Annotated in this window: 19 protein-coding genes; 7 read left to right on the forward strand and 12 right to left on the reverse strand. The window is 70.1% G+C overall.

Annotated elements, in window-relative coordinates; all coding sequences use genetic code 11:
- Positions 1–30: 30 nt before the first annotated feature.
- Together NXI30_27940 and NXI30_27945 are read left to right on the forward strand one after the other, a co-directional pair.
- The gene (locus NXI30_27940) at positions 31–2,721 is read left to right on the forward strand and encodes a M1 family metallopeptidase (GenBank protein ID MCR9098069.1); all 2,691 of its coding nucleotides are present in this window, start codon (positions 31–33) and stop codon (positions 2,719–2,721) included.
- Positions 2,722–2,766: 45 nt separating this feature from the next.
- A complete protein-coding gene (locus tag NXI30_27945) occupies positions 2,767–4,065 on the forward strand; it encodes a PA0069 family radical SAM protein (GenBank protein MCR9098070.1) in 1,299 nt (432 codons plus the stop codon).
- Between the two features lie 40 nt (positions 4,066–4,105).
- Here the strand turns inward: NXI30_27945 and NXI30_27950 are convergent, their stop codons facing one another.
- Positions 4,106–5,131 carry a TauD/TfdA family dioxygenase gene (locus NXI30_27950; GenBank protein MCR9098071.1) on the reverse strand — a complete coding sequence of 342 codons (1,026 nt, stop codon included), beginning with the start codon at positions 5,129–5,131 and terminating at the stop codon, positions 4,106–4,108.
- A gap of 49 nt (positions 5,132–5,180) precedes the next feature.
- The gene (locus NXI30_27955) at positions 5,181–6,095 is read right to left on the reverse strand and encodes an SDR family oxidoreductase (protein MCR9098072.1); all 915 of its coding nucleotides are present in this window, start codon (positions 6,093–6,095) and stop codon (positions 5,181–5,183) included.
- A 200-nt stretch (positions 6,096–6,295) separates the two neighbouring features.
- On the opposite strand from NXI30_27955, the gene NXI30_27960 reads away from it, so the two are divergent.
- Positions 6,296–8,065 carry an ABC-ATPase domain-containing protein gene (locus NXI30_27960; protein MCR9098073.1) on the forward strand — a complete coding sequence of 590 codons (1,770 nt, stop codon included), beginning with the start codon at positions 6,296–6,298 and terminating at the stop codon, positions 8,063–8,065.
- Between the two features lie 90 nt (positions 8,066–8,155).
- Here the strand turns inward: NXI30_27960 and NXI30_27965 are convergent, their stop codons facing one another.
- The 3 genes from NXI30_27965 to NXI30_27975 all read right to left on the reverse strand — a co-directional run bounded on the left by NXI30_27965 (position 8,156) and on the right by NXI30_27975 (position 13,693).
- Positions 8,156–9,247, reverse strand: coding sequence for an acyl-CoA/acyl-ACP dehydrogenase (locus NXI30_27965; GenBank protein ID MCR9098074.1), 1,092 nt, complete (start codon positions 9,245–9,247; stop codon positions 8,156–8,158).
- 43 nt (positions 9,248–9,290) lie between these two features.
- Positions 9,291–10,499: an acyl-CoA dehydrogenase family protein gene (locus tag NXI30_27970; protein ID MCR9098075.1), complete on the reverse strand. Its 1,209-nt coding sequence runs from the start codon at positions 10,497–10,499 to the stop codon at positions 9,291–9,293.
- A gap of 185 nt (positions 10,500–10,684) precedes the next feature.
- Entirely contained in the window at positions 10,685–13,693 is a 3,009-nt protein-coding gene (locus tag NXI30_27975) for a 2-oxoglutarate dehydrogenase E1 component (GenBank protein ID MCR9098076.1), read from the reverse strand.
- 157 nt (positions 13,694–13,850) lie between these two features.
- On the opposite strand from NXI30_27975, the gene NXI30_27980 reads away from it, so the two are divergent.
- Positions 13,851–14,492 carry a DNA-3-methyladenine glycosylase gene (locus NXI30_27980; GenBank protein MCR9098077.1) on the forward strand — a complete coding sequence of 214 codons (642 nt, stop codon included), beginning with the start codon at positions 13,851–13,853 and terminating at the stop codon, positions 14,490–14,492.
- A gap of 40 nt (positions 14,493–14,532) precedes the next feature.
- Here the strand turns inward: NXI30_27980 and NXI30_27985 are convergent, their stop codons facing one another.
- Positions 14,533–14,880 (reverse strand): cupin domain-containing protein, encoded by a 348-nt coding sequence (locus NXI30_27985; protein MCR9098078.1) that lies wholly within the window; start codon positions 14,878–14,880, stop codon positions 14,533–14,535.
- A 57-nt stretch (positions 14,881–14,937) separates the two neighbouring features.
- Positions 14,938–15,894 carry an alpha/beta hydrolase gene (locus tag NXI30_27990; protein MCR9098079.1) on the reverse strand — a complete coding sequence of 319 codons (957 nt, stop codon included), beginning with the start codon at positions 15,892–15,894 and terminating at the stop codon, positions 14,938–14,940.
- 92 nt (positions 15,895–15,986) lie between these two features.
- Between NXI30_27990 and NXI30_27995 the strand changes: the two genes are divergently transcribed.
- Complete coding sequence (locus NXI30_27995; protein MCR9098080.1) at positions 15,987–16,625, forward strand: CoA pyrophosphatase; 639 nt, start codon at positions 15,987–15,989, stop codon at positions 16,623–16,625.
- A 20-nt stretch (positions 16,626–16,645) separates the two neighbouring features.
- Positions 16,646–17,809: an acyl-CoA dehydrogenase family protein gene (locus NXI30_28000; protein MCR9098081.1), complete on the forward strand. Its 1,164-nt coding sequence runs from the start codon at positions 16,646–16,648 to the stop codon at positions 17,807–17,809.
- Positions 17,810–17,813: 4 nt separating this feature from the next.
- Here NXI30_28000 and NXI30_28005 read toward each other — a convergent pair whose 3' ends face one another.
- The 5 genes from NXI30_28005 to NXI30_28025 all read right to left on the reverse strand — a co-directional run bounded on the left by NXI30_28005 (position 17,814) and on the right by NXI30_28025 (position 25,538).
- Complete coding sequence (locus NXI30_28005) at positions 17,814–19,328, reverse strand: AMP-binding protein (GenBank protein ID MCR9098082.1); 1,515 nt, start codon at positions 19,326–19,328, stop codon at positions 17,814–17,816.
- A 28-nt stretch (positions 19,329–19,356) separates the two neighbouring features.
- The gene (locus NXI30_28010; protein ID MCR9098083.1) at positions 19,357–20,238 is read right to left on the reverse strand and encodes an SPFH domain-containing protein; all 882 of its coding nucleotides are present in this window, start codon (positions 20,236–20,238) and stop codon (positions 19,357–19,359) included.
- 120 nt (positions 20,239–20,358) lie between these two features.
- Complete coding sequence (locus NXI30_28015; protein MCR9098084.1) at positions 20,359–21,507, reverse strand: CoA transferase; 1,149 nt, start codon at positions 21,505–21,507, stop codon at positions 20,359–20,361.
- Between the two features lie 197 nt (positions 21,508–21,704).
- Complete coding sequence (locus NXI30_28020; GenBank protein MCR9098085.1) at positions 21,705–23,378, reverse strand: acyl--CoA ligase; 1,674 nt, start codon at positions 23,376–23,378, stop codon at positions 21,705–21,707.
- An 84-nt stretch (positions 23,379–23,462) separates the two neighbouring features.
- Positions 23,463–25,538, reverse strand: coding sequence for a transglycosylase SLT domain-containing protein (locus NXI30_28025; GenBank protein ID MCR9098086.1), 2,076 nt, complete (start codon positions 25,536–25,538; stop codon positions 23,463–23,465).
- Between the two features lie 99 nt (positions 25,539–25,637).
- Between NXI30_28025 and NXI30_28030 the strand changes: the two genes are divergently transcribed.
- Positions 25,638–26,603, forward strand: coding sequence for a 2-dehydropantoate 2-reductase (locus NXI30_28030; GenBank protein MCR9098087.1), 966 nt, complete (start codon positions 25,638–25,640; stop codon positions 26,601–26,603).
- The last annotated feature ends 3 nt before the right edge of the window (positions 26,604–26,606 follow it).

Raw genomic sequence — 26,606 nt, forward strand, 5'->3', positions numbered from 1 at the left:
AACCAAGCAACGTAAGGCACCACTGAACATGTGCTCTCGCGCGGGGGGGGGGGGATCCGACCGAAGCCGCGCAACGCTGCGCGAAAGACCCCGCGACCGAAGCCGCGCAACGCTGCGCGAAAGACCCCGCGACCGAACCCGCGCAACGCTGCGCGAAAGACCCCGCGACCGAAGCCGCGCAAGACGATCCGACTCCCGGAGAGCGTCCGCGCCGAACGCATCGAGCTCCGCCTCGAGCTCGATCCCACGAAGCGACGGTTCCGAGGCGAGGCCGACTACGACCTGGTCCTGGGCCAGGCGACGGCCTGGATCGAGCTCCACGCGGTCGAACTCGACGTCCGGAACGTGCGCGCGCAGATCGGAGACCGCGTCGTCGAAGCGGCCGTCGAGGCGCACCCCGAGTGCGAGACGATCGTGCTCCGCTTCGCTGCGCGAATCGCCCCCGGCGAGGTACGCGTCTCGCTGTCGTTTTCGGGGCACGTCCGGGACGACCTGCGCGGTCTGTATCGCGGCAGCGACCGGCGCACGCCCTACCTGGCGACCCAGCTCTGCCCGACCGACGCGCGCCGCTTCTTCCCCTGCCTCGACGAGCCGGGCACCAAGGCGCGCTACGCGATCGAGGTGACGGCCCCGGCGGATCTGTTCGTCCTCGCGAACGCGCCCGTCGCCAGGCGCGGTCCCGCCCGCGACGGGCTCCGGACGTGGCGCTTCGAGGAGACGCCGCCGCTCTCCGTCTACCTGGTCGCCCTCGCGGTCGGACCTTTCGAGGTCTCTCGCGTCGCCCACGCGGGCTCGACCCCGATCCGCGTGATCACCCTGCCCGGCGGACGCAGGCTCGGCCGCTTCGCACGAGAGGCCGCGGTCGAGAGTCTCGTGCGGCTCGAGAAGTGGTTCGGGATGCGCCATCCCTACGCGAAGCTCGACCTGCTCGCGATCCCGGATTTCGCCTTCGGGGCGATGGAGAACGCAGGGGCGGTCTTCTTCCGCGACTCGGTGCTGCTGCTCGACGAGAAGACCGCGAGCCCGGAGGATCGGCTGCGGGCGGCGGAGACGATCGCCCACGAGCTCGCGCACATGTGGTTCGGGAACCTGGTCACCATGGCCTGGTGGAACGACCTCTGGCTGAACGAATCCTTCGCGACCTGGATGGCCTACGAGATCGTCGACGACTGGAAGCCCGAGTGGTCGATCTGGCACGAGTTCGTGAACCGGCGCGAGAACGCCCTCGAGCTCGATGCCCTCCCGAGCAGCCATCCGATCGCGCCGCCGGTCGAGACCGCCGACGAGGCCCAGGAGAATTTCGACGCGATCACGTACACCAAGGGCGCGTCGGTCCTGCGCATGCTCGAGCGCTACCTCGGACGACGTGCCTTCCGCGACGGCGTCCGTCGCTACATCCGGAGCCACCGCGAGGACGCCGCCGTCGCCGCCGACCTGTGGCGCGCGCTCGAGGCGGCCTCCGGCGAGCCGGTCGGGAAGATCGTCGGGCCGTGGACGAGCCGCACGGGACATCCGGTGCTTCGCGCACGCCAGGGTCGAAACGGTCGCCTCTCCCTCGAGCAGACGCGCTTCGGCCTGTTGCCGAGAAAGCGTTGGGCGGAGGAGCCGCCCTGGACGGTGCCGTGGATCGGTCGGGCGGGGCACGGCCGGAAGAGCCGACTCGAACGGCAGGTGCTCACGCGCCGACACACGCCCATCGAAGGCGACGTCGACTGGCTCTACGCGAACGCCGACGAAGCGGGCTTCTTCCGGATCGACCACGGCGCCGAAGGAACGGATGCCCTCCTCGGTCGCGTCGCCTCCCTCGCCGCGACCGAGCGGATCGGCTGGGTCGGTCACCAATGGGCGATGGTGCGGACCGGCCGAGCGGACGTGACCTCGCTCCTCGATCTGATCGCCGCGCATCGCGACGAGACCGAGCCCGAAGTCCTGCTCGCCATCGAACGCGTCCTCGGCGGCCTGCTCCGCCGGCTGGCGCCGGAAGCCGGAGAGGACACCGCGGAGCGCTTGCAGGGCTGGATCGCGCGCCAGTTCGGTCATCAGGTCGGCGCACTCGGGCTCCGCGCGAAGCGGGACGAGCCGACGGCCACGACGCGACGACGCGCGCGCCTCCTGTCGATCGTCGGCGGGCTCGCGGGCAGCGAAGGGCTCGCGTCGCGCTGCCTCGATCAGGCCCGCGCGCACCTGGCCGAGGGTCGCGCCCTCACGCGCGGCGCCGAGCAGATCGTGCTCACCCTCGCCGCGCGGGCGGGCGACGCCGCGCTGCAGCGCGCACTCCTCGACGCGGCACGCGCGGCGACGAGTCCGCAGGCGCGCCGACGTCCGCTCTTCGCGCTCGCGGGCTTCACCCACCCGGCCCGGGTCCAGCGGACCCTGAAGGCGAGCCTGGACCGCCGGCTCGCACCGGCGGTCGACCGGGCGACGCTGCTCATGCAGCTGCTCGCCGCCCGGGAGACGGCGAGTGCGACCTGGCGGCATCTCCAGGCCGCCTGGCCGCGACTCGAGGGCGAGATGCCGCCGATCCTGCTGGCGCGGCTCGCGGGGGAAACGGCGGGCGCCCTGCCGCTCGAGGAGGCGCGAACGATCCGGCGCTTCTTCGAGACCCACCCCCTCGCGGCCGGGGACCGGGTGCTGCGTCAGATCGACGAGGAGCTCGCCCTCGCCCGCTCCGTCCAGCGGCACGCGGGGCGCGCGCTTCGGGACGCTCTGGGCGGAACCTGATCCCGGTCATTGCGCCGGGCGGACTTTCGTCATACTTTCGCCTCCATGCGCTCCCCCCAGTCGCCGTCGAGCCCGTCGCCCGAGAAGACGCCCTCCCCGCAACCCCAGCCCCCCCGGACGAGCCCGCGGAGGCGCCCTCCGGCGGCCCAGACGCCGCGCCGGAGCACGCGTCGCGAGCGGAGCGAGCCCGCCCGACCCCGGCGTGCGGTCCTCCAGGAGACCGAGCCCGCGGCGCTCCAGCCGGCGCGCAAGGGACGGGGGGCCCGGACCAATCCGACCGGCCGGTTCGAGCGGGCGCGGATCGAGCCCGATCTCGATGCGCTCGCGGACTGGCTCTCCGGCGACGCCCCGGAGCCCGGGGACGACCCGACGGATCCGCGGGATGGGGCGGAACGCAAGTCGCGGACCCAGGCGATCCCGGACCCGTCGCGGACCGCGATCACGACGAACGACAGCCCGGACATTCCCTTCGACGCGAGCCTGAACCCGTATCGAGGCTGCGAGCACGGCTGTGCGTACTGTTATGCGCGGCCGACCCACGAGTACCTCGGCTATTCGGCGGGACTCGACTTCGAGACCAAGATCCTCGTCAAGGAACGCGCGCCGGAGCTGCTCCGCAGGGAGCTCTCCGCGCCTCGATGGAAGCCCCGGGTCGTCGTGCTCTCCGGGGTGACCGACGCGTATCAACCCCTCGAACGGAAGCTCGAGATCACGCGCCGATGCGTCGAGGTCTTCGCCGAGTTCCTGAATCCGATCGGCATCATCACGAAGAACGCCCTCGTCGCCCGCGACCTCGACCTCTTCCGCCCCCTCGCCGAGGTGAACGCCGTCTCGGTGAACCTGAGCATCACCACCCTCGACGCGCGGCTCCAGCGCGCCCTCGAGCCACGCGCCTCCGCGCCCCACGAGCGTCTGCGCGCCGTCGAGAAGCTCGCGAAGGCGGGCATCCCCGTCGGCGTGATGATCGCGCCGATCATTCCGGGGCTGACCGACGCCGAGACGCCGGCCCTCCTGCAGGCCGCCGCCGACGCCGGCGCCCACCACGCCGGACACATCGTCCTGCGTCTGCCCCACGGCCTGCGCGAGCTCTTCGACGACTGGCTGTTGACCCACCGCCCGATGCGCCGCGAGAAGGTCCTCCATCGCCTGGAGTCCCTGCGCGGCGGCAAGCTGAACGATCCGCGATTCGGGACCCGAATGCGCGGCGAGGGGCGCTTCGCCGAACAGATCAGCGGCCTCTTCGAGCTGATGAAGAAGCGCTACGGCCTCGACCAGCCGCCGCCGGAGCTGTCGGCGGCTTCCTTCCGCAAGCCCGGCGGGACCCAGCTCGACCTCGACCTCTGAAGGGCGCTGAGCCCCGATCGACCGCCGCGGCCGGCGGCGCTCAGTTCACCTGCATGCGGCTCGCGCTGCGTTGGTCGTTCCAGTGGGACATGCCCCCGGCGCCCTGGAACGGCGGCGGGCGATCGGCGAGGACCGAAGTCTCGAGCCAGAGTCGCTTCAGGTGGCGCACCCGCCCCTCGCCGCGAGCGTCCTCGTAGGCCGTCCGTCCATGCATCACGTGGAAGTTGTTGATGAACTGGATGTCGCCCGGCTCGAGCCTCATGTGGACATGGAAGTCCGGGTCGTCCGCGAGCTCGACGACGCGCGCGAGCCCCGCCTTCTCGTCTTCGGACAGGCGCGGCGCTTCCGGATGGCGTTGGGAGGCCGCGATGTACGGCGGGATGCAGCGAACGAAGAGGCGATCGTTCCACTCGGTGAAGCACGGAACGGTGTACCAGGGCTTGCCGCCCTCCGCCTGCTCGCCCCGGTAGTCGTAGGGCAGCGGTGCGTAGAGCGCCTCGGCCAGCTCCGGGCTCTCTTCGACCATGAGATTGTGGATCGCGACCGTGTTCGCCACGGCGGAGAGCCCGCCCTCGAGTCCGTCCTGCAGACACATGAGCCCGACGAGATCCGAACCGTCGCAGTGGAAGGGCAGCGCGGACCCGCCGATCTCGTTGCCCCGGGCGGTCGGGTCGTCCGCCGCCTTCCCCTGGTCGGTCACGTCGCCCAGCACGTGGCCGTACTTGTTCTGGGGCCACGGGGCGCCGAGGTGCATGCCGATCCCCCAGTAGAGCATCTCCATCTCGGTCTGGTCGTAGCGATCCCGGTCGATCCCTCGGATCCGGACGAAGCCCCGACCGTCGATCAGCTCGCGCTCGATCGCAGCGAGGCGCGTCGCGAGCCCGGGCAGCGGGAAGTCGTCGCGCGTGATCTCGAGGACGTCGTTCGACTTCTCGAGTGCGGCACGCAGTGCGGCGTCGAGTTCTTCGAGCTCGGCCTGGGAGAGCATCTCCGTCCAGACGGACTCGTCGGCGACGTCGGCGGCGCGCCAGGTGCACTGGGGCTCGAGGATTCGGGGCTTGGCCATGGTGGAGAGACTCCTTCGGATCGGGGGTGCGACACGAGGCGACGGGCGATCAGCCGAGGCCGCCGTCCGAGTCCTTTCCCTGCATGTCCGCGTTGAGGCGCGCCTTCGACACGAGGTCACGCACGATCGGGCCGAGGGTCGTGGGGTCGTCGACGGGCTCGGTCGAGGGGCCGCGGTGCCAGCCCTCGGCGACGGCGAGGACGTTGCCGCTCGACTCGAAGACCCGGCCGGTCACGTCGCTCGACTCGCGACTCGCCAGCCAGGTCACGATCGGCGCGACCCAGCGCGGGCTCTGCCGTTCGCGCATCTCGTCGGTGATCTCGCCGGGGTGCAGGTCCTCGGTCAGGCGCGTGAGGGCGCCGGGCGCGATGCAGTTCACGGTCACGCCGTACCGCTTGAGCTCGCGGCTCGCGATGATCGAGAACGACGCGATCCCGGCCTTCGCTGCGCCGTAGTTCGTCTGACCGACGTTGCCGTAGATGCCGGAGACGCTCGCCGTGTTGATGAGCCGCGCGTCGACGGGCTGGCCGGCCTTGCTCTGGTTCCGCCAATAGGCGCCGGCGTGGTGCGCCGGGGAGAAGGTGCCCTTCATGTGCACCTGGATGACCGCATCCCACTCCTCTTCCTTCATGTTGACCAGCATGCGGTCGCGCAGGATGCCCGCGTTGTTGACCACGACGTCGAGCCCGCCGAAGGTGTCGACCGCCTGCTCGATCATCTGCTTCGCCTGCTGGAAGTCGGAGACGTCCGCCCCGTTCGCGACCGCTTCGCCGCCGGCCGCCTTGATCTCGGCCACGACCTCGTCGGCCGGCCCCATGTCGCTGCCCGTCCCGTCGCGGGCGCCCCCGAAGTCGTTGACGACGACCTTCGCGCCGTGGGCGGCGAGCATGAGGGCGTATTCGCGACCGATGCCTCGGCCGGCGCCGGTCACGATGCAGACGCGGTCTTCGCAGAAGGTGCTCATGGGGGGCTCCTGGCGGCACGGGCGGATCGGAGCGAGCGCGCAGCCGCGGGCCGCGGCGCCGGCTGCGAGATCGACGGATAGCACGGGCGACCGGGCCGGGCGCGGAACGCCGCGTCGGGAGGAGGCGGCCACGCGACGGCGGCGTACACTCCGGCGCGTCGCGCCCTCTCGCCTCGGCGCGCCCTTCCGGAGACCCGACCTTGGCGGATGCCGCCCGACTCGCCACGACCCTCGAACGCCTCGACGGCCGGGGCTACAAGGCCTATCGCGACATCGAGGGCGCGTGGAATTTCGCCGAGTCCACCCTCTTCGTCGACCGCGTCCAGAGCGATCCCTTCGCCGCGCCGTCGAAGCTCCGGATCCGCGTCGACGCGGAGGTCGCCGCCCTTCCGGGCGGTCTGCAGACCGACCGGACCCGCGAGATCGCGAGTGCCAGCTGGCTCGCGCGCGCCTTCCGCGAAGCGATCCGCGCGGTCGGCCCGAGGCGAACCGGCACCGGAAAGGGAGGCCTGATCGCGATCGACGCAGGCGGCCCCGAGGTCCTCGAGCGGACCGCCGTCGTGTTCGGCGACGGCTGGATCGAAGCCCGCATCGAAGTCGGCCTCCCCGCCGCCGGCCGCCGCGCGCTCGGTCGGGAGGCGGCGGTGCTGCTCACGCGCGCCCTGCCCGAGATCGTGACCCGGAGCTGGATCGACCGGTCCGCCGAGGACGATGCGCGGCTCGTCCACTTCGTCGACTGCGTCTCGAACCAGGAGGCCATCCGCGGGCGGCTCGCCGAGCACGGACTCGTCGCCTTCGTCGGCGAAGGCGCGATCCTCCCTCGCGAGAGCGGCGCGAGCGAGCGACCGATGGCCGCCGACGCCGCGATTCCGTTCGAGCCGCCGGACGCCTTCGCGGTCGAGCTCGAGGTGCCCCACGCCGACGCGGGCATGCCGGGCGCCCTCTGGCGCGGGATGGGGGTCCCGCGCGGCGTCGTCCTGCTCGTCGGCGGGGGCTATCACGGCAAGTCGACGCTGCTCCGTGCGCTCGAGCACGGCGTGGTCCCGCACGTGCCTGGCGATGGTCGCGAGACCGTCGTGACCGACCCGGCCATGGTCAAGGTCCGCGCGGAGGACGGCCGCGCCGTCACGGGCGTCGACATCCAGGGCTTCATCGACCGCTTGCCTCCGGGCGCCGGCGACGCTCCACCGAAGGACACCGCCGCGTTCTCCACGACCGACGCCAGCGGCAGCACGAGTCAGGCCGCGAACATCGCCGAGGCGATCGAGGCGGGGGCGACCGGACTCCTCGTCGACGAGGACACCTCGGCCACGAACTTCATGGTCCGCGACGCGAGGATGCAGGCGCTGATCCACCCGAAGGACGAGCCGATCACCCCCTTCGTCGATCGCGTGCGCGCGCTCCACGACGAGCTCGGTCTCTCCACCGTCCTCGTGATGGGCGGGTCGGGCGACTACTTCGGACTCGCCGACGCCGTGATCGAGCTCAAGGGCTACCGGCCGCGAGACGTGACCGAGCGGGCCCACGCGATCGCGGCCGAGGCGCCGGACGGGGAACGCCCTGCCCCATCGACCCCGCTCCGCCGACCCGCGGATCGCGTCCCGTTCCGCGAGAGCTTCGATGCCCGCCGTGGCCGCCGCGACGTCAAGTTCTCGAGCCGCGACCGCGAGGAGATCGTCTACGGCACGACCGGGATCGACCTGCGCGCTGTCCCGCAGCTCTTCGACCCGAGCCAGACCCGCGCCATCGCCGGCGCCCTCCATTTCGCGGCGGAGCACTTCGTGGACGGGGAACGCAGCCTGGCGCAGGTGCTCGATCGCCTCGAAGCCTTCCTCGACGAAGAAGGCCTCGACGGACTCGATCCCTTCCACCGGCCGGGCCGACACCCGGGCGCCTTCGCCCGCCCGCGACGCTTCGAGATCGCGAGCGCGATCAACCGGATGCGGTCGCTGCGGGTGGCCGCGCGCTGAAACGCATCGAGGCAGGCGAGTCGCCGATACCGGTGACCTGGCCTGCCTCGAGGGAACGCTGAGCAGAACTGGAGAAGCGGTGCTCGCCCTCTACCAGCCCGCCAGATCCGCGGCGCGATCCCGATGGAGGCGCGGCGTTCCGAGGAACACGCGGTTCTGCATGGCGCGCTTGAACCAGATCTGGGTGTCGCCCTCCCAGGTGTAGCCGATGCCGCCGTGGGCTTCGGTCGCGTCGCGCGCGATCCGGGAGTAGCGGTCGCAGAGGTGGCTCTTCGCAATCGCCGCCGTTCGAACGGCCTCGTCCGGCACGTGGTCGAGGGCGTGGGCCGCGAACCAGTAGAGCGCGCGGGCCGGCTCGATGTCGATCGCCATGTCGGCGAGCTGATGCTTCAGCGCCTGGAAGTGGCCGATCGTGACGCCGAACTGCTCGCGGCTCTTGGCGTACTCGACGCTCATGTCGACCAGCTTGCGAGCGCCGCCGAAGGCGTCGGCGGCGATCAGGACGAGACCGACGTCGCGGACGCGACCCGCCGTCTCGAGGTCGCTGTTCTCGAGCACCTCGCACTCGGCGTTCTCGAAGGTCACGATCGCGAGGCGCCGCGTGCGGTCGGCACCCTCGTAGCGCTGGATCTCGACGCCCGCGGCGTTTCGATCCACGACGGCCATCCGACCCCCGGCGAGGCCGACGACGAAGTAGTCCGCCTGCTCGCCGAACTCGACGATCTCCTTGGTTCCGGAGATCGCCCCCGTCGTGCCGCTCGGCGCGGCGAGGGTCCACTGTTCGGGCAGCCAGACGCCGCCGTCTTCGGCGAAGGCGACGCTCGCGAGATGCTCACCGCTCGCCAGGGAGGGCAGCATCCGGGCGCGCTGCTCGTCGTTGCCCGCGCGGTTGATCGACTCGGTCGCGAGGGCGTGACCCAGGAAGGGGACGGGCGCGGCGTGCTCGCCGAGGGTCTCGGCGACGACGGCGAGGTCGAGGATCTCGAGCTCGCTGCCCCCGAAATCTGCGGGGAGGTGGATCCCGGCGAGTCCCATCTCGACGAGCCCCTTCCACAGGACCGGGTCGTAGCCCGAGTCGTCGTCGAAGAGCTCGCGGAGGCGGGCCATCGGGCACTCGTTCTCGATGAATTGCCCGACGGTCTCCTGGAGGAGTTGCTGTTCTTCGGAGAGATCGAAGTCCATGAGTGTTTCCTTTCGCCTTCGCGCTACTTCGAGCGCGGGGCTCTTACTTGGAGCGCTGGGCAGCCGCGTCGCGGGGCAGACCGAACCCGCGTTCGGCGATCACGTTCTTCTGGATGTTGGCCGTTCCGCCGGCGATCGCGACGCCGAGGCTCGACATGTACTGCGAGGTCCAGAGACCGTCGACGTCGCCGGCCCCCGAGGCGAGGCCGACGATGCCGCGACCATCGGGCGCCGCGACGCCGTCGTCGCCGAGGATCTCCATCGCGAGCTTGGCGACCATGTTGCCCATGTTGGTCGAGTTGACCTTGTTCATGAGCTGGATCACGCCCGCGGACTCGCCCTTCAGGTCCTTGGTCATCTGGAGGAAGCCCGAGTACTGGTGGGACTTCACGTATCCCTCGAGCTCGGCGAGACCGCGGCGGATGCTCGCGTCCTCGATCGCCGGCTTGCCGTCGATCTTCTTCTCCTTCGCGAGCTTCACGAGGCCGTTGAAGAGGTTCACCACCTGCCCGGCGGCCCCGATCCCGTTGCGCTCGTGCTTGAGCGTCGTCCGCGAGACGAGCCAGCCTTCGCCGCGGTTGCCGACGATCCAGTCCTCCGGCGTCTTGACGTCGTTGAAGAAGACCTCGTTGAACTCAGAGGACCCGGTCATCTGCTTGAGCGGGCGGACGTCGATCCCCGGCTGCTTCATGTCGATCAGCAGGTAGGAGATGCCCGCGTGCTTGGCCGCATCGGGCTCCGTCCGGACGAGGCAGAACATGAAGTCCGCCTCCATCGCCGAGCTGGTCCAGATCTTCTGACCATTGATGACCCACTCGCCGTCCACGAGCTCGCCCTTGGTCTTGAGGCTCGCGAGATCGGAGCCGGAGCCGGGCTCGCTGTAGCCCTGGCACCAGGTGACGTCGCCTTCGATCGTCGCCTGGACCCACTTCTCCTTCATCCAATCTTCACCGCGCTCGAGGAGCGTCGGCACGAGCATCATCGTCCCGATACCGCGGGGCTCCATCGGCGCACGCGCCTTCGTGAACTCTTCCGAGATCACGGCGCCCTTCATCGAGTCGGGGGGCTGCTCGGCGCCGCCGTACTGCTTCGGGATGTGGCGGTTCAGGTAGCCCGCCTCGGTCGCCTTGCGGCGGAAGGCGCGGGTCTGGTCGTCGCGGTTTCCGTCGTCTTTCGGCGGCCAGTTGTCCGCGAGGAAGGCCTGTACTTCCTTGCGGAAGGATTCGAGTTCTTCGCCGTAGCTTAAGTCCATGGTCGGTCGACTCCGTGCTCGCGCACCCCGAGCCGTGTCGACCGGGGGGCGGGTCTCTCGCCGAGCGCGACGGCAGGTCGCGCGGGCGGAAGACGGAGTCTCGTAGGTGGAGCGAGCGCCGTCAATGGCGCACGCCGGCCCTCGGAGAGGACCGCGCGTGCGGTGACGCGCACTCGAACCGAGGCTCAGGCTTCGCCGAAGGCCTCGTCGAGGAGCGCCGCGAGCTGGGCGCGGTGGATCCGGGGCGAGCCGACCGCGGGACTGGCCGCCTCCGGCCGACCGGCGACCTCGAGGTGGCGCTTGTCGCCGATGATCGCCTGCAGGCGATCGCGAACGAAGGTCCAGGCGCCCATGTTCTTCGGCTCTTCCTGGGCCCAGACCCGGGACTCGGCGCGCGCATATCGACCGTAGATCCCGGCGAGCTGCGCTTCGGGCCAGGGGTAGGGCTGCTCGATCCGGATGATCGCGACCTCGTGCTCACGCCCCGGGAGGCGCTGGGCGCGCGACTCGATCAGGTCGTAGTAGACCTTGCCCGTGCAGGCGATCACGCGACGGACGTCGTCGGCGCGCTCGGCGGCGATCGGATCGTCGATCACCTCCTGGAAGGTGCCACTCGTGAAGTCCTCGAGCTGCGATGCGGCCTTGGGATGACGGAGCAGGCTCTTGGGCGTGAAGACGACCAGGGGCGCGCGATAGCCGCGACGCATCTGACGGCGCAGGACGTGGAAGTACTGGGCCGGATTGGTGCAGTTCACGACCTGCATCGCGTCTTCCGCGCAGGTCTGCAGGAAGCGCTCGACCCGCGCGCTCGAATGCTCGGGTCCCTGCCCTTCGTAGCCGTGGGGCAGGAGCATGACCAGGCCACTCATCCGGCCCCACTTCACGTGGGCGGAAGAGATGAACTGGTCGATGATCACCTGGGCGCCGTTCACGAAATCGCCGAACTGCGCCTCCCAGAGGACGAGGGACGAGGGATCCGCCAGGCTGTAGCCGTACTCGAAACCCAGGACGGCGGCCTCGGAGAGCAGGCTGTCGTAGACCTCGAAGCGCGCCTGGTTGTCCGAGACGTGATCGAGCGGCGCGTATTCCTCGCCCGAGTCCTGATCGACGAGGACCGCGTGGCGATGGGCGAAGGTCCCGCGCGACGAGTCCTGGCCCGAGAGTCGGACCGGCGTGCCTTCGAGCAGGAGCGAGCCGAAGGCGAGGGCCTCGCCGAGGCCCCAGTCGATGCCGGTCCCGTCGGTGGCGCATTTCGCTCGCGCGTCGAGAATCGCCTGCAGCTTCTTGTGCACGTTGAAGTAGGACGGAACGCGCGCCGTCCCCGCCGCGATCTCCGCGAGACGCTCCGCGGGGACCGCCGTCTCGACCACCTCGTCGGGACGGGTTCGCGAGAACCCGGTCCACGGCCCGCGCGGCTCGAAGGGCTCGTCCGGCCCGGGCGGCCGCGTGTGGATCGACTTGAGCGCTTCCTGCAGCGCCTCGTTCTGCTGCTCGTCGATCCGGGACGCCTCTTCCCGGGACACGCGCCCGCCGGTCACGAGCTTCTCGAGATAGAGCGTCTTGACCGACTTCTTCTCCCGGATCTTCCGGTAGAGGCGCGGCTGGGTGAACGCGGGCTCGTCGCCCTCGTTGTGGCCGTGCTTCCGGTAGCAGACGAGATCGATCACGACGTCGTCGCCGAAGCGCTGGCGATAGGCCATCGCGAGCTTCGTCACGTGGATCACCGCTTCCGGATGGTCCCCGTTCACGTGGAAGATCGGCACCTGGATCATCTTCGCGACGTCGGTGCAGTAGAGGGTCGATCGCGCCTCGGCGGGGGTCGTCGTGTACCCGATCTGGTTGTTCACGATCACGTGGATCGTGCCGCCGGTGCAATAGCCGACGAGCTGCGAGAGGTTGAGGGTCTCGGCGACGATCCCCTGCCCGGCGAAGGCGGCATCGCCGTGGATGATGACGGGAACGATCGTCTCGCCGTCCGCGTCGCCGGCGCGCACCTGCTTGGCCTTCGCGCGCCCCTCGACGACCGGGTCGACCGCTTCGAGATGGGACGGGTTCGAGGTGAGGGTCAGGTGGACCCGTTCCCCGCTCTGGGTCCGGCGATCGCTCGAGAAGCCCTTGTGGTACTTCACGTCGCCCGAGCCGAACGGGGCGTCGACGTCGGGGGAATCCTCGAACTCGGAGAAGATCTGCTCGTAGCTCTTGCCGAGGGTGTTCGCGAGGACGTTCAGGCGGCCGCGATGGGCCATGCCGATCACGATCTCGCGCACGCCGAAGGACGGCGAGTTCTCGACGATGTGGTCGAGGAGCGGGATCAGCGACTCGCCGCCTTCGAGGGAGAAGCGCTTCTGCCCGAGGAACTTCGTGTGGAGGAAGCCTTCGAAGAGCTCCGCGGCGGCGAGCTGCTCGAGGATCCGGCGACGTTCGCCGTCGTCGAGGTTCGGATGGTTCTGCCCTTCTTCCATCACCTCGCGCAGCCAGGCCTTGCGACCGGGATCCTGGACGTGGGTGAACTCGACGCCGATCGGACCGCAGTAGGTCTTGCCGAGGCGCGTGAGGATCTGGCGCAGGGTCTGGACGGAGCCGCCGGGCAGGTCGCCGGCGATGAAGGGCTCGTCGAGGTTCTCGTTGCCGAAGCCATAGTGGGCCGGATCGAGCTCCGGGAAGTAGGTCGACTGGCCGCCGAGCGGATCGCTCTGGGCGATGCGGTGACCGCGGGCGCGATAGGAATGGATCATGCGCAGGACGCGGGCGTGCTTGTCGGCGGTGTGAAGGAGCGTCGTGTGGTCGGTCACTGCGCCCGGGGCCGCCGGCGCCGAAGCCAGGGCATCGAGGACACCGATGCTCGGTCCCTCGCTCGACGACTCGGTCGTTCCGATCGAGGCGGGAGCAGCGACCGGCGCCGCGGGACCCGGCGTCGACGGCGGTGCGGGGGCCGCCTGGGCGGGCGCGACGGGCGCGGCGGGCGCGGCGCGTCGGATCTCGTCGCGGACGGCGCGAGGGTCGACCACGCCGCCAAACTCCACGCGCCAGCTCTCGTCCACGGAGCGGGCGTCGACCCGGTACTGGTCCTCGACCTCCTCGACCCAGCCCGCGTTGATGCCGAACTGCTGGAGGTAGGGCGAATCCGGAGCCACCGGCTCGTCGAGCTCGGCCTCCGCGTTCGAGTGGGACGGGTTCGCGTCGGACTTTGCCATCTGGGCCTCTACGTTCGCGGACGAGCGCGGGGGGTGGGTCGCGGCCTCGGGAACGAGGGGAGCATACAAGCCATCGGCGCGCGCGGCGCGATTCTCAACCCCGGGAAAGCCCGGTTTCCGCTGGCCAGGCCGACCCGCCTCGACCGATAATCCGGGCGTGCCCCTCGGTCCGCCTCTCCGCCGCTCCTTCTACGCCCGGGACGCCCGCGACGTCGGCCCCGCGCTGATCGGCTGTCGCCTGGTCCACCGCCTCCCGGACGGTGAACGCCTGATCGTCCGACTGACCGAAGTCGAAGCCTATCTCGGCGACGGCTCCGACCCCGCCTCGCACGCGCACCCGGGACCGACCCCGCGCAACCGCACGATGTTCGGCCCGGCCGGGCGGCTGTACGCCTATCGAAGCTATGGCATCCACACCTGCGTGAACGTCGTCTGCGAGGTCGAGGGGCGGGCGGCGGCGGTCCTGCTCCGTGCGGCGGAGCCCCTCGCCGGCCTCGAGGCCATGCGGCACCGGCGCGGCCTGCCGGTGGAAGCGCGCCGAACCCAGCTCACCGTCGGTCCGGGTCGACTCGGCCAGGCGCTGGGACTCTCTCTCGCCGACGACGGTCGCTCCCTCCTCGGTGGCGTGCTGACGCTCCACGCGCGGGAGGAAGACGCGGTCTCCGTCGCCGCCGGTCCCCGGGTCGGGATCACGAAGGCCCCCGACCTGCCCTACCGGTACTTCGAGGCTTCCGAAGGCACACGGCCGACGCGATGGGTCTCGGCCTTCCGCCCGGGACGGCGCAAGCCGCGTCCGTAGCGGCTCGCGCGGGACGATCTCCCGGGCCGGGCGAGCCGGGCTACTTCTTGCCCGGTCCCGGCGCCAGGATCGCGGAGACGACGAGCCGCGCGCCCCCGTCGTTGCGGATCCCGTGCGGGACGCCGGAGGGCGCGATCAGCATGACGCCGGGCTCCATCGGCAGCTCACGATCCTCGAGCAGGAACGTGCCCCTTCCCTCGAGCACCTGATAGACCTTGTCCATGCCCTCGTGCGCGTGCAGCGCGTGCTCCTGCCCGGGCTCGAAGCAGTTCAGTCCGACCAGGATCCGGTCGGACTCGAACAACGTCGACTTGCCCATCTTCTCGTCCTTGAAGACGGCGAAGGATTCGGGGCGCAGGGTATCCGGATGTTCGGGCAGGTCGGGCATGAGATCTTCCATTTCGTGGCGAACGGTCGCGAAGGGTTCGAGGCGATTCTGGGTGATTCAGGGAATAGCGCGACCCGATCGATCGTCTCGTAGGAGCGCGGCCACGCAGTCGAGCGCCGCCTGCGGTGCTTCGAGCGGGAAGAGATGGCCGAGGTCCCGGCTCTCCACCCACGCGTCCGGCATCCGCGCCGCGATCGCCTCGTAGGTCGCGAGCGCGAAATTACCGCGCTGGGCGTGGACGAACAAAGTGCGGGCGCGCACGTCCTCGACGTCCTCGGCACAGACGCTCGAGCTGTCGCCGTCGAAGATCGCCGCCTCGATCTCGCGATCGCACTTGAGCCTGATCTCGTCCCCGTCGTCGGTCTCGACCATCCCCTCGCCGACGTAGAGCGCGAGCGCTTCGGGCGTGAAGTCGGCGAAGAGTCCGCGGGTGCGACAGTGGTCGTAGGCCGCGGCGAAGGACGGGAAGCGGTCCCGGCGCTTGCGCGTCGCCTCGGCGAGACCGGACCCACGGCGAGCGTGCGTGCCTCCCTCGACGGGCTTCGGACGGAGGACGGGATCGCAGAGCAGGAGCCGGTCGATCGGGGTCCGCCCCAGGCTCGCGGCCCGCAGGAGCAACGCGCCGCCGAAGGAGTGGCCCAGGGCCAGCGCGACCCGGTCCTGACCGGTCTGCTCGCGCGCGGCTGCGACTGCCCGTTCGACGTCGCGCGCGAGGACATCCCAGTGGTACGCGTCGCGCTCCGGCACGACGGGGGTCGAGTTGCCGTGTCCCCGACAGTCCATCGCGACCACCCGGAAGCGGTCCCGGAGCGCATGCGCGATCGGCGCCAGCGTCTCGGCGCAGAAGCCATTGGCGTGATGGAAGAAGGCCAGCGGCCCCTCGCCGCCCCAGTCGATCAGCGCGATCTCGACGTCGTCGCTCGCCCCGGGCACCCGCGTCCGCGTGATCCCCGAGAGCGTCTTCCGGGCGCTCGCCCAGGCCTCGCCCCAGTCGGTCTCCTGCACCGTCGCCACGTCGCCCGTCCCCTGCCCAGCCGGGGTCGCCCCGCCGGCCTGTTCCGATCGATTCCGCGCCCGGACCCGTGCGAACGGCCTATGCTCGCCTCGTGCCGAACCCCCTGCATGCCTTCGATTCTTCGCTCCGAACCCGCGTGGGTACGCACCTCGACGGATTCGAATCCCGCTGCCTCGCCGACGCGCGTCCGGACCTCCGCCCCGCCGCCGTCGCCCTCGTCATCACCGCCGACGCCGAGGGCCGCGCCTGCTTCCTGATCACCCGTCGGCCGGGCAACCTCCGTCGCCACGCGGGACAGTGGGCGCTGCCGGGCGGTCGCCTCGATGAAGGCGAGACCGCGGTCCAGGCAGCGCTCCGCGAGACCCACGAGGAGATCGGATTGACGCTCTCCGAGGAGAACGTGCTCGGCCGGCTCGACGATTTCCCGACGCGCTCCGGATTCCGGATGACGCCGATCGTCTGCTGGTGCGAGCCGGGGCAGACCCTACGCCCGAATCCCGAGGAGGTCGAGCGACTCCACGTCGTGCCCCTCGACGAGCTCGAGAAGCCCGAGGTGCCGGTCCTGCGAGAGATCCCGGAGAGCGATCGGCCCGTCCTGTCGATCCCGATGCTCGGGACGCTGATCCATAGCCCGACCGCCGCCGTCCTCTACCAGATGCGCGAAGTCGTCCTGAACGGGCGCGACACGCGCGTCGCCCACTACGAACAACCCCTCTTCGCCTGGAAATAGACCGGGCCCGGGAGATGCGCATGCCCCTCGACTCCGTTCCGCGAAGCGGCCAGCACATCGTCGAAGCCGTCCGTGCCCTCCACGAACCGATTCGAGCCGCCGCCGACGAGATCGAGAAGCTCGGCCGGATGACCGAAGGCGTCGTGGACGCGCTCCGCGACGCGGGCGTCTTCGGCATGGCGATGCCCCAGGCAATGGGCGGCCCCGAGGCGGATCCGATCACGCAGTTCGAGGTCTCGGAGACCCTGTCGAGAGCGGACGCCTCGGTCGGCTGGATCGTCACGATCGCCTCGGATACCGGCTTCTACGCCGCGCGCCTTCCCCAGGCGACGGCGGAAGAGATGTTCGAGGACCGCGAGACGATCACGGCGAGCGTCCTCGTTCCCAAGGGCATCGCCCGCCCGGTCGACGGCGGCTACCGCGTCTCCGGCCACTGGGGCTTCGGCAGCAGCAGCCTCCACGCCGCCTGGTTCGGCGGCAGCTGCCTGATCGTCGACCCGGACGGGAAGCCCGCCGAGGGGGCCCCGCCGAACATCCGGACATTCTTCTTCCCCGCCCGCGACGTCACCGTCCACGACAACTGGCACACGACGGGCCTGACCGGAAGCTGCAGCAACGACTGGAGCGTCGACGACGTCTTCGTGCCCGCGGATCGGACGCTCTCCATCTTCGAGCCCGCGCGAATCGATCGCCCGCTCTACGCGTTCCCGTGGCTCCTCATCTCGAACACCCCGGGCGTGGCCCTCGGGCTCGCGCGCGCCTCGATCGACGCGCTCGTCGAGCTCGCCCACGAGAAGACCACCATGGGCGGCGGCCGCCTCGAAGACGACCTCCACGTCCAGACCCGCGTCGGCCGCGCCGAGGCCGAGCTCGCTGCGGCTCGTGCCTACATCTACGACGCGACGGCCACGATGTGGGGCCGACTCTGCGAGGGCCGCGAGCCTTCGATGGAGGAGCGCGCCCACTTCCGCGTGGCCGGTGTCCACGCCTTCAAGACCGGCCAGCGGATCGTCGCCGACATGTACCAGTCGGGGGGCGGATCCGCGCTCTACCGGAAGAGCCCCCTCGATCGCTACTTCCGCGACTCCGCCACCATCTCCCAGCACGCCTTCGCCAACGAGAATGCCTTCGGCGAAGTCGGCCGCGCCTTCATGGGCCTCGACCCGAAATCGGCGCTCCTCTGAGAGATCAGTTCACCGCGCGGTCGCGGCCTTCCCAGTACGGCGCGCGGAGGTTCCGCTTGAGGAATTTTCCGGGGCCCGACTTCGGCAGCACGTCGTCGTGCAGATCGATGCCCTTCGGAACCTTGTAGCCGCCGAGAGAAGCCCGGCAGAACTCGACGAGATCCTCGGGCGTCACGCCCCCGGTGCCCGGTCGGAGATGGACCGCGGCGTAGACCGCCTCGCCCCACTTCTCGTCCGGCACGCCGAAGACGGCGGCCTCGAGCACGTCGGGATGTCTGTAGAGCACCTCTTCGACCTCGGTCGAATAGACGTTCTCTCCGCCGGACACGATCATGTCCTTCGAACGGTCGACCAGGAAGACGTAGCCGCCCTCGTCCATGTAGCCGAGATCGCCGGTCCAGTAGGCGCCGTCGCGCAAGGCCTCCGCCGTCTGCTCGGGCTTGTTCCAATAGCCCTGCATCACGTTCGGCCCGCGTACGACGACCTCGCCGACCGCGCCCGCCTGCAGCGGCGACCCATCTTCCGCGAGGATCTCGATCGCGACGCCGACCGCCGCTGGCCCACAGGATCGGATGCGGTCGTCGTCGAAGAGATCCTGCTCCCCACGAAACACGGTCGCGAGGGGCGACAGCTCCGTCGCGCCGTAGATCTCCACCAGCTCGGCCGAAGGAATCGCCTCGTGGACGCGTTTCAGGAGGGGACTCGCGATCGGCGAGCCGCCGTGGGCGATCCATCGCATCGAGTCCAAACGTCGAGGTCGCGCCTTCTGCGCTTCGACCATCGCGCCCAGCATCGTCGGCACCCCGATCGTGCCGGTGCAGGCCTCCTGCTCGATCAGGTCGAGGGCCGCGTCGGGGGCGAACGCGGGAAGCAGCACCTGCTTCCCCCCGGTCCAGATGCTCCCCATCACGCCGTTCGACCCGGCCGCATGGAAGAGGGGCGCCATCACGAGCATCGAATCGCTCGCCCGCTGCGGAATCGCGTTCAACCAGTGCCAGGTATTCGCGAGCAGGTTGCGGTGGCTGAGCATCACGCCCTTCGACGCCCCGGTCGTCCCGCCCGTATAGAAGAGGCCCGCGAGGTCGTCCTCCACGACGTCCGTGGCGAAGTCGGCTTGATCCGCAGCGGCCAACAGCGACTCCCACTCGTCGGGAATCCGGATCACGCGGTCGACGCAATCGGCCAGCTTGCCCGGCTCGCGATCCGTGAGCAGGACCTTCGCGCCCGCGTCGTTCAAGGCGTAGACGAGCTCCGGCTCGGCGTGTCGCGTGTTGAGCGGAACCACCACGCGCCCGTGGGCGGGAACGGCGGCGTAGACCTCGACGTACTGACGGCTGTTGTCCGCCCAGATCGCGACACGGTCGCCGCGACCGATCCCGAGCTCGTCGAGGACGCCACCGAGCCGACGACACCGCCCCACGAACTCGGCGTACGTGTGGCGCTCGTTTCTGCAGACCGTTGCGGTCCGCTCGGCATGGGTTCGCAGCGCGTGTCGAAGCGGGTCGGCGAACGTGTGCACGGGCGATCCTCCGGCCTGTCGAAGGCGACTACTTGCCGGCGCCGCCCAGGTTCAGAAGCGGAAGCGGCGACGGTGAGTTCGAGTCCATGAAGTAGAGCTTCGCCGCCGGGTCCTCGGCCATCTTCTTGAGGGCCTCGAGGCTCTGGAGCTGGATGTAGGCCGGGTTCCCGGACGCCGCCTTGTTGATCGTCGCGATCTCGTAGGCCTTCGCGTCGGCGAGGATCCGGAGTCGCTTGGCGTCTTCTTCCGCGGCGCGACGCGACGCGACGGACTGGGCCACCTGCTGCTCCTGCTCGAGCTTCACGCGTTCGAGCTCGGCACGCTGGCGCTCGACCTCCTGCTCGCGCTCCTTCTTCCGGCCGATCGCCTCGGCGAGCACGAGCGGCAAGTTGATGTTCCGGAGCAGGACCTCTTCGACGAGGATGCCCTTCGACGCGACGTACTCGGAGAGCTGCTTCTGGATCTCTGCCGCGAGGGCGACGCGGACCTCGTCCTTGAAGAGGTCCTCTGCGCGTTCGACGGTCGTGCCGAGCTCGCGCACCAGCGACCGGACGGTCGGCTTGAGATGGACGTCCTTCAGGCGCTCCTTGTCGCCGGTATCACGGATGATCTCGGCGGCGCGGGTCGCGTCGAGGCGCCACTGGATCGAGAGGTCGACCGTCGAGAGGAGCTGATCGCGAGTCGGGACCTCCATCTTCGACAGCTGGTACGTGTCCTGGCGAGCGTCGAGGTCCTTCCACGAGAGGAGCGGGTTCACGAAGTGGAGACCTTCGGGATAGGACTCGTCGTGGACCTCACCGAAGAGGATCGCGACACCGACGTGGCCAGCGGGCACGGCGTGCAGGAAACGCTGGCCGAACATGAGCACGAGCAGCGCGGCGAGAAGAATGATGGCGAACTTCGGATTCACGAGGACCCCTCCAAGCGACCGGTCCGGGCCGACCGACCGTGGCGGACTCTATCAGATCCGCGTACGGGCGTCCGAACCGGAACGAGGCTAGGCGGGGTGTCGCCAGCGGCCAGCGGCGCGTCAGGCGATGGCCTTGGCGTCTCTCAGCTTCGCGATGTCTTCGTTCGAGAAGCCGAAGTCGCCGAGGACCTCGTCGGTCTGATCGCCCGGGTGGGGCGGCACACGCTCGAGGGTCGCCTCGGTGCGGCTGAAGCGCGGCGACGGCGCGGGCTGGACCACGCCGGCGAAATCCACGTAGGTCTTGCGCGCCTTGATGTGCGGATGGTCCGGCGCCTCGTCCAACGAGAGGACGGGGGCGAAGCAGATGTCGGTCCCCTCCATCAGCTCACACCACTGATCCCGGGTCCGCGTCTTGAAGAGCGTCTCGAAGCGGGCCTTGAGGAGCGGCCAGCCGGACCGGTCCATCTGGGCGGGCACGTTCTTGTCGTCGGCGAGGCCGAGCTTGTCCATCAGCTCCGCGTAGAACTGGGGTTCGATCGAACCGAGGGAGATGAATTTCCCGTCGCTCGTCTCGTAGGTCTCGTAGAAGTGGGCGCCGGTATCCAGGAGGTTGGTCCCGCGACCGCCGTCGCCCCAACCGCCCATGGCCTTCATCCCCGAGAAGAAGGCCATCAGCGTCGATGCGCCGTCGACCATCGCCGCGTCGACGACCTGCCCCTTCCCCGAGTTCGCCCGCTCCGCCAACGCGCAGGCCACGCCGAACGCGAGGAGCATGCCGCCACCGCCGAAGTCGCCGACCAGGTTGAGGGGCGGCACCGGGTTCTCGCCCTGGCGGCCGATTCCCTCGAGGGCCCCGGCGAGGGCGATGTAGTTGATGTCGTGGCCGGCAGCGTGGGCCATCGGACCTTCCTGCCCCCAGCCCGTCATGCGACCGAAGACGATCTTCGGGTTGCGCTCGAGGCAGACGTCCGGCCCGAGTCCGAGGCGTTCCATCACGCCCGGCCGGAAGCCTTCGACGATCACGTCCGCCTGCTCGACCATCTTGAGCACGGTCTCGATTCCGTCGGGCGACTTGAGATCGACCGCGACGCTCCGACGTCCTCGGGCGAGCACGTCCTTCGACGGCCCGCTCATCTCGCGAACGTTGCCGGCGCGATCGATTCGCACGACGTCCGCCCCCATGTCGGCGAGCATCATGCAGCAGAAGGGGCCGGGGCCGATGCCCTGGATTTCGAGGACTTTCACGCCAGCGAGGGGGCCAGTGGACATCGAGCGATTCTCCGTGCGCGGGTTGGAATGGGTGCGCGAGCATACCCGATTCCGCGGCAGGCGATCGGCGTCGAGGGAGACCCTGCGAAACGGCCGAGTTCGGTAGCCAGAGGCGCCGGAACGAGACGCGACACGCGAGGCCGCCGGGCAATTCGGCGTTCGGATTCTCGAGCCGAACGTGCCGATCGCGCGGCGCCCTACTCCTCGAAGGTGTTCTCCGCCTCGCCCGTGAGCACCGCCTTCAGGACCTTCCCCGTCGCGTTGCGCGGGAGCGGCTCGTCGGTGAACTCCACGTAGGTCGGGACCTTGTAGTAGGCGAGGGTCTCGGCGACGAAGTCCTTGAGCGTCTGCTCGTCGAGGGTCTGCCCGGCTCGCAGGCGGACGATCGCCTTCACCTCCTGGCCGAGCGTGCGGTGCTCGACGCCGACGACCGCGACCTCCTCGACGGCGGGGTGGTCGTCGATCCGGTTCTCGATCTCGAGCGGATAGATGTTCTCCCCGCCGCGGATGATCATGTCGCGCTTACGCGAGGCCAGGAAGAGCAGACCGTCGCGCATCTGTCCGATGTCCCCGGTGCGCAGCCAGCCGTCGTCGAAGAAGGTCTCCTTCGTCGCCGCTTCGTTTCGCCAATAGCCGAGCATCACGTTCGGGCCGCGAACGCAGATATTGCCGTCGACCCCGTCCGGCAGGCGCTTGCCCTCGTCGTCGAAGATCGCCACGTCGTTGCCCGGCAGGGTCCGGCCGGCCGTATCCGGATGCTCCGCGAGCATCGGGCCGAGCGCCATCGAGCACAGCCCGCCGCACTCGGTCAGGCCGTACCCGACGTTGAAGTCCTTCGCGGCGTTCGGGAGCTTCTCCCGGATCGTGCGCTGGAGGTCGGGGGAGAACGCGGAGCCGCCGCCGCCGACCGATCGCACGTGCGCGAATCGCTTCGGGTCGAAGGAAGGATGCTCGAGCAGCCGCCAGAGCTGGGTCGTGATCCCGCCCCAACGCGTCACGCCCTCTTCCTCCGTCAGACGGAAGATCTTCTCCTCGTCGAATCGCCCGGTCGTCCACACGGACTTCATTCCGGCGGCCGGCCCCATGAGCGCACCGCTCTGGAACCCCGACACGTGGAAGAGCGGATTCGAGGCGATCCCGACCAGCGGCGGAAGGTTCTGCGCCTCCGGTCCCGGCGGGTTCATCATGAACTTGACCGCACCATTGCAGAAGTTGATCTGCAGGAAGGCGATGAAGTTGCGGTGGGAGATCATCGCCCCCTTCGGCCGTCCCGTCGTCCCGCTCGTGAACATGAGCGCCGCGCAGTCGTCTTCGTCGATCGGCGTGTCCGGAAGCGGCGCCCCCTGGTCGTGGTTCACGTACGCGTCGAACGCGTCTTCGAAGAGGACGGTCGGAACCCCGAAGTCCTTGCCCTCGAACCGCTTCAGGCGACCCCGGTCCACGAAGAGGACGTCGGGCTCACCGAGCTCGACGCCGTACTCGATCTCGTCACCCTGCCACCACCCGTTCATCGCGACGACCGTGCCGCCGAGCACGAGCGTCCCCCAGGCGGTCAGGATCCACTCGGGGCAGTTCGCGGCGAGGATCGCGACGCGGCTGCCTTGTCCGATCCCGTGCTTCTCTGCGAGCGCGGCGGCGACCGAAGCGACCATGCGCTCGTGCGACGCGAAGGTCCAGCGCTCGCCGGTGTCCCAGATCGCGAGATCGGCGTCTCCGTGCTCGAGCGAATTCACGAGTACTTCGCGCAGGTTCCGCGGTCGGTTCTTGAACACGGGCATTCGGACCCCGCGCACGTCCTCGAGAGCGAGCTCGAAGGGGCTCCCGGGACCGGTGATGCGCGCGACCGCTTCGTCGTAGTTCAGCTCGGACATGGATGCTCTCCCTCGCGAGGAGAGCCTCGGTCTCCTCGCCGTCCAACGGTAGGCGCTGGCTCGACCGGAGACCACGCGGTCCGGCTAGCGGTAGAAGCGCTCGTAGACGTGGAGGCTCCGCTGAACGCGCTTCACGTACGCGCGCGTCTGGTCGTAGGGGATGTTCTCGACCCAGACGTCGTCCTCGAGCTTCCCGGCGTCGCCCTGCAGCCAGATCGAGACCCGCCGCGGTCCCGCGTTGTAGCTCGCGATCGCTGCGGAGAGTCGTCCGTCGAAACGGCGGGCCAGCTGGTCGAGATAACGCGCGCCGAGGGCGATGTTGGTCTCCGGGTCGAAGAGGTCCTCGACCTCGAAGTCCGGGCGATCGTGCTGGCGGGCGAGCTGCGTCGCGGTCGAGGGCATGAGCTGGAGGAGACCCAGCGCGCCGACCGAGGAGCGCGCGTCGACGCGGTAGTGGCTCTCCTCGCGCATGATCGCCTGGACGAGCGCGGGCTCGATCGACGCCTCCGCCGGGAAGACCGCCTCGATCGTCTCGCGGTGGGCCGGCGGCCAGGCGAGCCACCAGAGGGCTTCGCGTCCGGGCTGGAGTCCGCGGGCGAGCGAATCCGCGTAGGCGATCACCACGAGCTCGTTCGCGCGGTGGTAGTCGCCGACCCGCGCGAGCAGGACGCCGACCTGCGTGCGGTCGTGGAAGCCGCGCACCCGCCTCGCGGCGAAGCGCAGCTCGTCCCGGGCGAGGTCGTCGAGCCCCGCCTCGATCAACAGGGCCGCGCGCTCGATCGTCTCGTCGTCGATCCGGCGCGTCCCCTCCGCGAGCGCTCGCCCCTCCGGCGCGAGCCCCCCGTCGTCGAGGCCGAGTCGCTCGCGGGCGCGCCAGCCGTAGTACGTGAGCGGGAAGTCGCGGGCGAGCGCTTCGAGCCCGCTTCGCTCCGCCTTCCGGTCCCCCGCCCTTCCCGCCGCACGTGCCCGCCAGTAGGTCGGCCGGAGCGCGGCGATCGGATCGTCGGTCCGTTCGACGAGGACCGAGAACGTGTCCCGCGCATCGCCGAACGCTTCCGTCTTGAACTGCGCCCAGCCCTCCCGCCAGAGCGCGAGTCGCGTCCGCTTCGGATTCACGTCGATCGCCGCGGCCAGACGGAACCGGTCGATGGCGCGATCCATCTCGGCGCGATCCTCGTAGAGCGTCCCTGCCAGATAGAGCGCCCAGCTGGCGAGCTCGCGATCGTCCCCCTCGGCCACGCGTGCGAACTCTTCGAGGGACCCGTCGACGTCTCCGCTCCGCGCCAGGCTGCGGGCACGCCAGAACCGGGCCTCGACATCGGGAAGGAGGGATCCGAACGCCTTCGCAGCGGAGGGGTACTTGCGTTCGCGGAAGAGCGCCCGCGCCCGGCCCATCTTCGCACGGCGCACCTGCGACGGATCGAGGGTCTTCGCGATCGCCGTTTCGTAGAGCTCGAGCGCCTCGCCCGGATGGCCCGCCTCGAGGGCGGCCTGCGCGCGCTCGAGCACGACCGGCCCGGCGAGCAGAGAGGCCGGCACCTGCTCGGTCGCGACCGCGACGTCCCCGAAGTTTCGATCGAGCAATACGCGCGGATCGACGCCGGCCTCGAGGCTGCCGGTTCGCTGGCGCGACTCGACGATCGCGAGCTGGATCGACTCGCGAACGGCCTGATCCTCGGGCCCGGCCTCTCCGAGCACCGCGTTCCAGGCGAGCTCGGCGCCCCGCGGATCCCCGCCCATCGCGAGCGCCTCCCCGCGCAGCACGCCGAGCGCCGCGCGCAGCGCATCGCTCTTCGCCGCCATCGGGTCCTCGAGCGCGCTCGAAGCGACGCGAACCGCTTCGTCCCCGCGCCCTTCTGCGATCAGGATCCGCACGCGAAGCAGCTCCGCGTAGCCGGCGAGCGCTTCCGCGGGACGCACGTGCGCGAGGGTCGCGCGCGCCTTCGCGATCCGGCCCGCGTCGAGGTGGGCGCGCGCCATGCCGAGCGCCTTCGCGCCGGCGCGCTGGGCCGGGGTGAGCGCGGCGAGCGGATCCGCACCGCCGGGCCCTTCGTGGAGCGGCCCTGCAATCACCGCGGGAGCGAGCGCGAAACAAGTCGCGATCAGGAGAGCGAGGACGGTGAGCCCCTGACGCCCTCGACGTTCGATTGCCCTCTCCACTCCGCGCATTCCCTCTCGACTCCCCCGACCCGACGGTTCGTGCAAGACTAGCCCGCCCGGTGCGCCGGTGAGGGCACTCGGGAGGAAGGCGGGACGACGTTGGACATCGCGATCTGGGGAGCAGGATCCGTCGGCCTCGGGCTCGCCACGTGCCTCGCGCGCGAAGGCGAGCGCCTCCTGATCGTCGGACGCGATCCCGAGACGATCGCTGCGATCGAACGGGATGGCCTCACGCGAACCGGGATCTTCGGCGAACGGCACGTCCCCGCGCGCGGGCTCGCGCCGAGCCGGGACCCGGCCGCCCTGGTCGACGTGGCGCCCGAGTGGATCCTCGTCTGCACCAAGGCCTTCGCGTCCGCGGACGTGGCCGAAGCGCTCGCACCGCTCCATGCGTCCCTCCCCGATACGACCCGCATCGTCCTATGCCAGAACGGCTGGGGCAACGAAGCGCCCTTCCTGCCCTTCTGGCCCCGGGAGCGTCTCTTCCACGCGCGCGTCATCACCGGCTTCCACCGGCGCAGTCCGAGCCGCGTCGAAGTCACGGCCCACGCGTCCCCCATCGCCTTCGGGAGTGTCTTCGGCGTCGATCCGGGTTCCGTCCCCGGCCTCGACGCCCTCGCCCACCGGGTCTCCCGCGGCGGAATCCCCGCCGAGACCACCGCGGACATGCGCGCCGTCCTCTGGGGCAAGATGCTCTACAACTGCGCGCTCAACCCGATCGGGGCGCTGACCGGACGACGCTACGGCGAGCTGACGGAGGACCCGACGACGCGGCGGCTGGTCGACGGCGTGATCCGCGAGATCTTCGCCGTCCTCGAGGTCGCGGAGATCCCGGTGGGCTGGTCGGAGGCCGGGGCGTACACCAAGCACTTCCACGACGTGCTGATCCCACCGACGGCCCAGCACGAATCGTCGATGCTCCAGGATCTGCGGGCGGGACGACGGACCGAGATCGACGCCCTGTGCGGAGCGGTCGAGCGACTCGGGCAGGAGGCGGGCGTCGACACGCCGATCGTATCGGGCCTGGCCGCCCTCGTTCGCGCCGCCGAGGGGCCGGGCGGATGACGT

Source organism: bacterium, assembly GCA_024742285.1.
Classification (GTDB): domain Bacteria; phylum Myxococcota_A; class UBA9160; order UBA9160; family UBA4427; genus UBA4427.

What these genes read in the sequence shown, in the direction of transcription:
- NXI30_27945 (MCR9098070.1), top strand. Translation starts at nt 2,767, where the DNA reads ATGCGCTCCCCCCAGTCGCCGTCGAGCCCGTCGCCCGAGAAGACGCCC.
- NXI30_27970 (MCR9098075.1), bottom strand. Translation starts at nt 10,499, where the DNA reads ATGGACTTAAGCTACGGCGAAGAACTCGAATCCTTCCGCAAGGAAGTA.
- NXI30_27985 (MCR9098078.1), bottom strand. Translation starts at nt 14,880, where the DNA reads ATGCCCGACCTGCCCGAACATCCGGATACCCTGCGCCCCGAATCCTTC.
- NXI30_27950 (MCR9098071.1), bottom strand. Translation starts at nt 5,131, where the DNA reads ATGGCCAAGCCCCGAATCCTCGAGCCCCAGTGCACCTGGCGCGCCGCC.
- NXI30_27965 (MCR9098074.1), bottom strand. Translation starts at nt 9,247, where the DNA reads ATGGACTTCGATCTCTCCGAAGAACAGCAACTCCTCCAGGAGACCGTC.
- NXI30_28000 (MCR9098081.1), top strand. Translation starts at nt 16,646, where the DNA reads ATGCCCCTCGACTCCGTTCCGCGAAGCGGCCAGCACATCGTCGAAGCC.
- NXI30_27975 (MCR9098076.1), bottom strand. Translation starts at nt 13,693, where the DNA reads ATGGCAAAGTCCGACGCGAACCCGTCCCACTCGAACGCGGAGGCCGAG.
- NXI30_27955 (MCR9098072.1), bottom strand. Translation starts at nt 6,095, where the DNA reads ATGAGCACCTTCTGCGAAGACCGCGTCTGCATCGTGACCGGCGCCGGC.
- NXI30_28020 (MCR9098085.1), bottom strand. Translation starts at nt 23,378, where the DNA reads ATGTCCGAGCTGAACTACGACGAAGCGGTCGCGCGCATCACCGGTCCC.
- NXI30_28015 (MCR9098084.1), bottom strand. Translation starts at nt 21,507, where the DNA reads ATGTCCACTGGCCCCCTCGCTGGCGTGAAAGTCCTCGAAATCCAGGGC.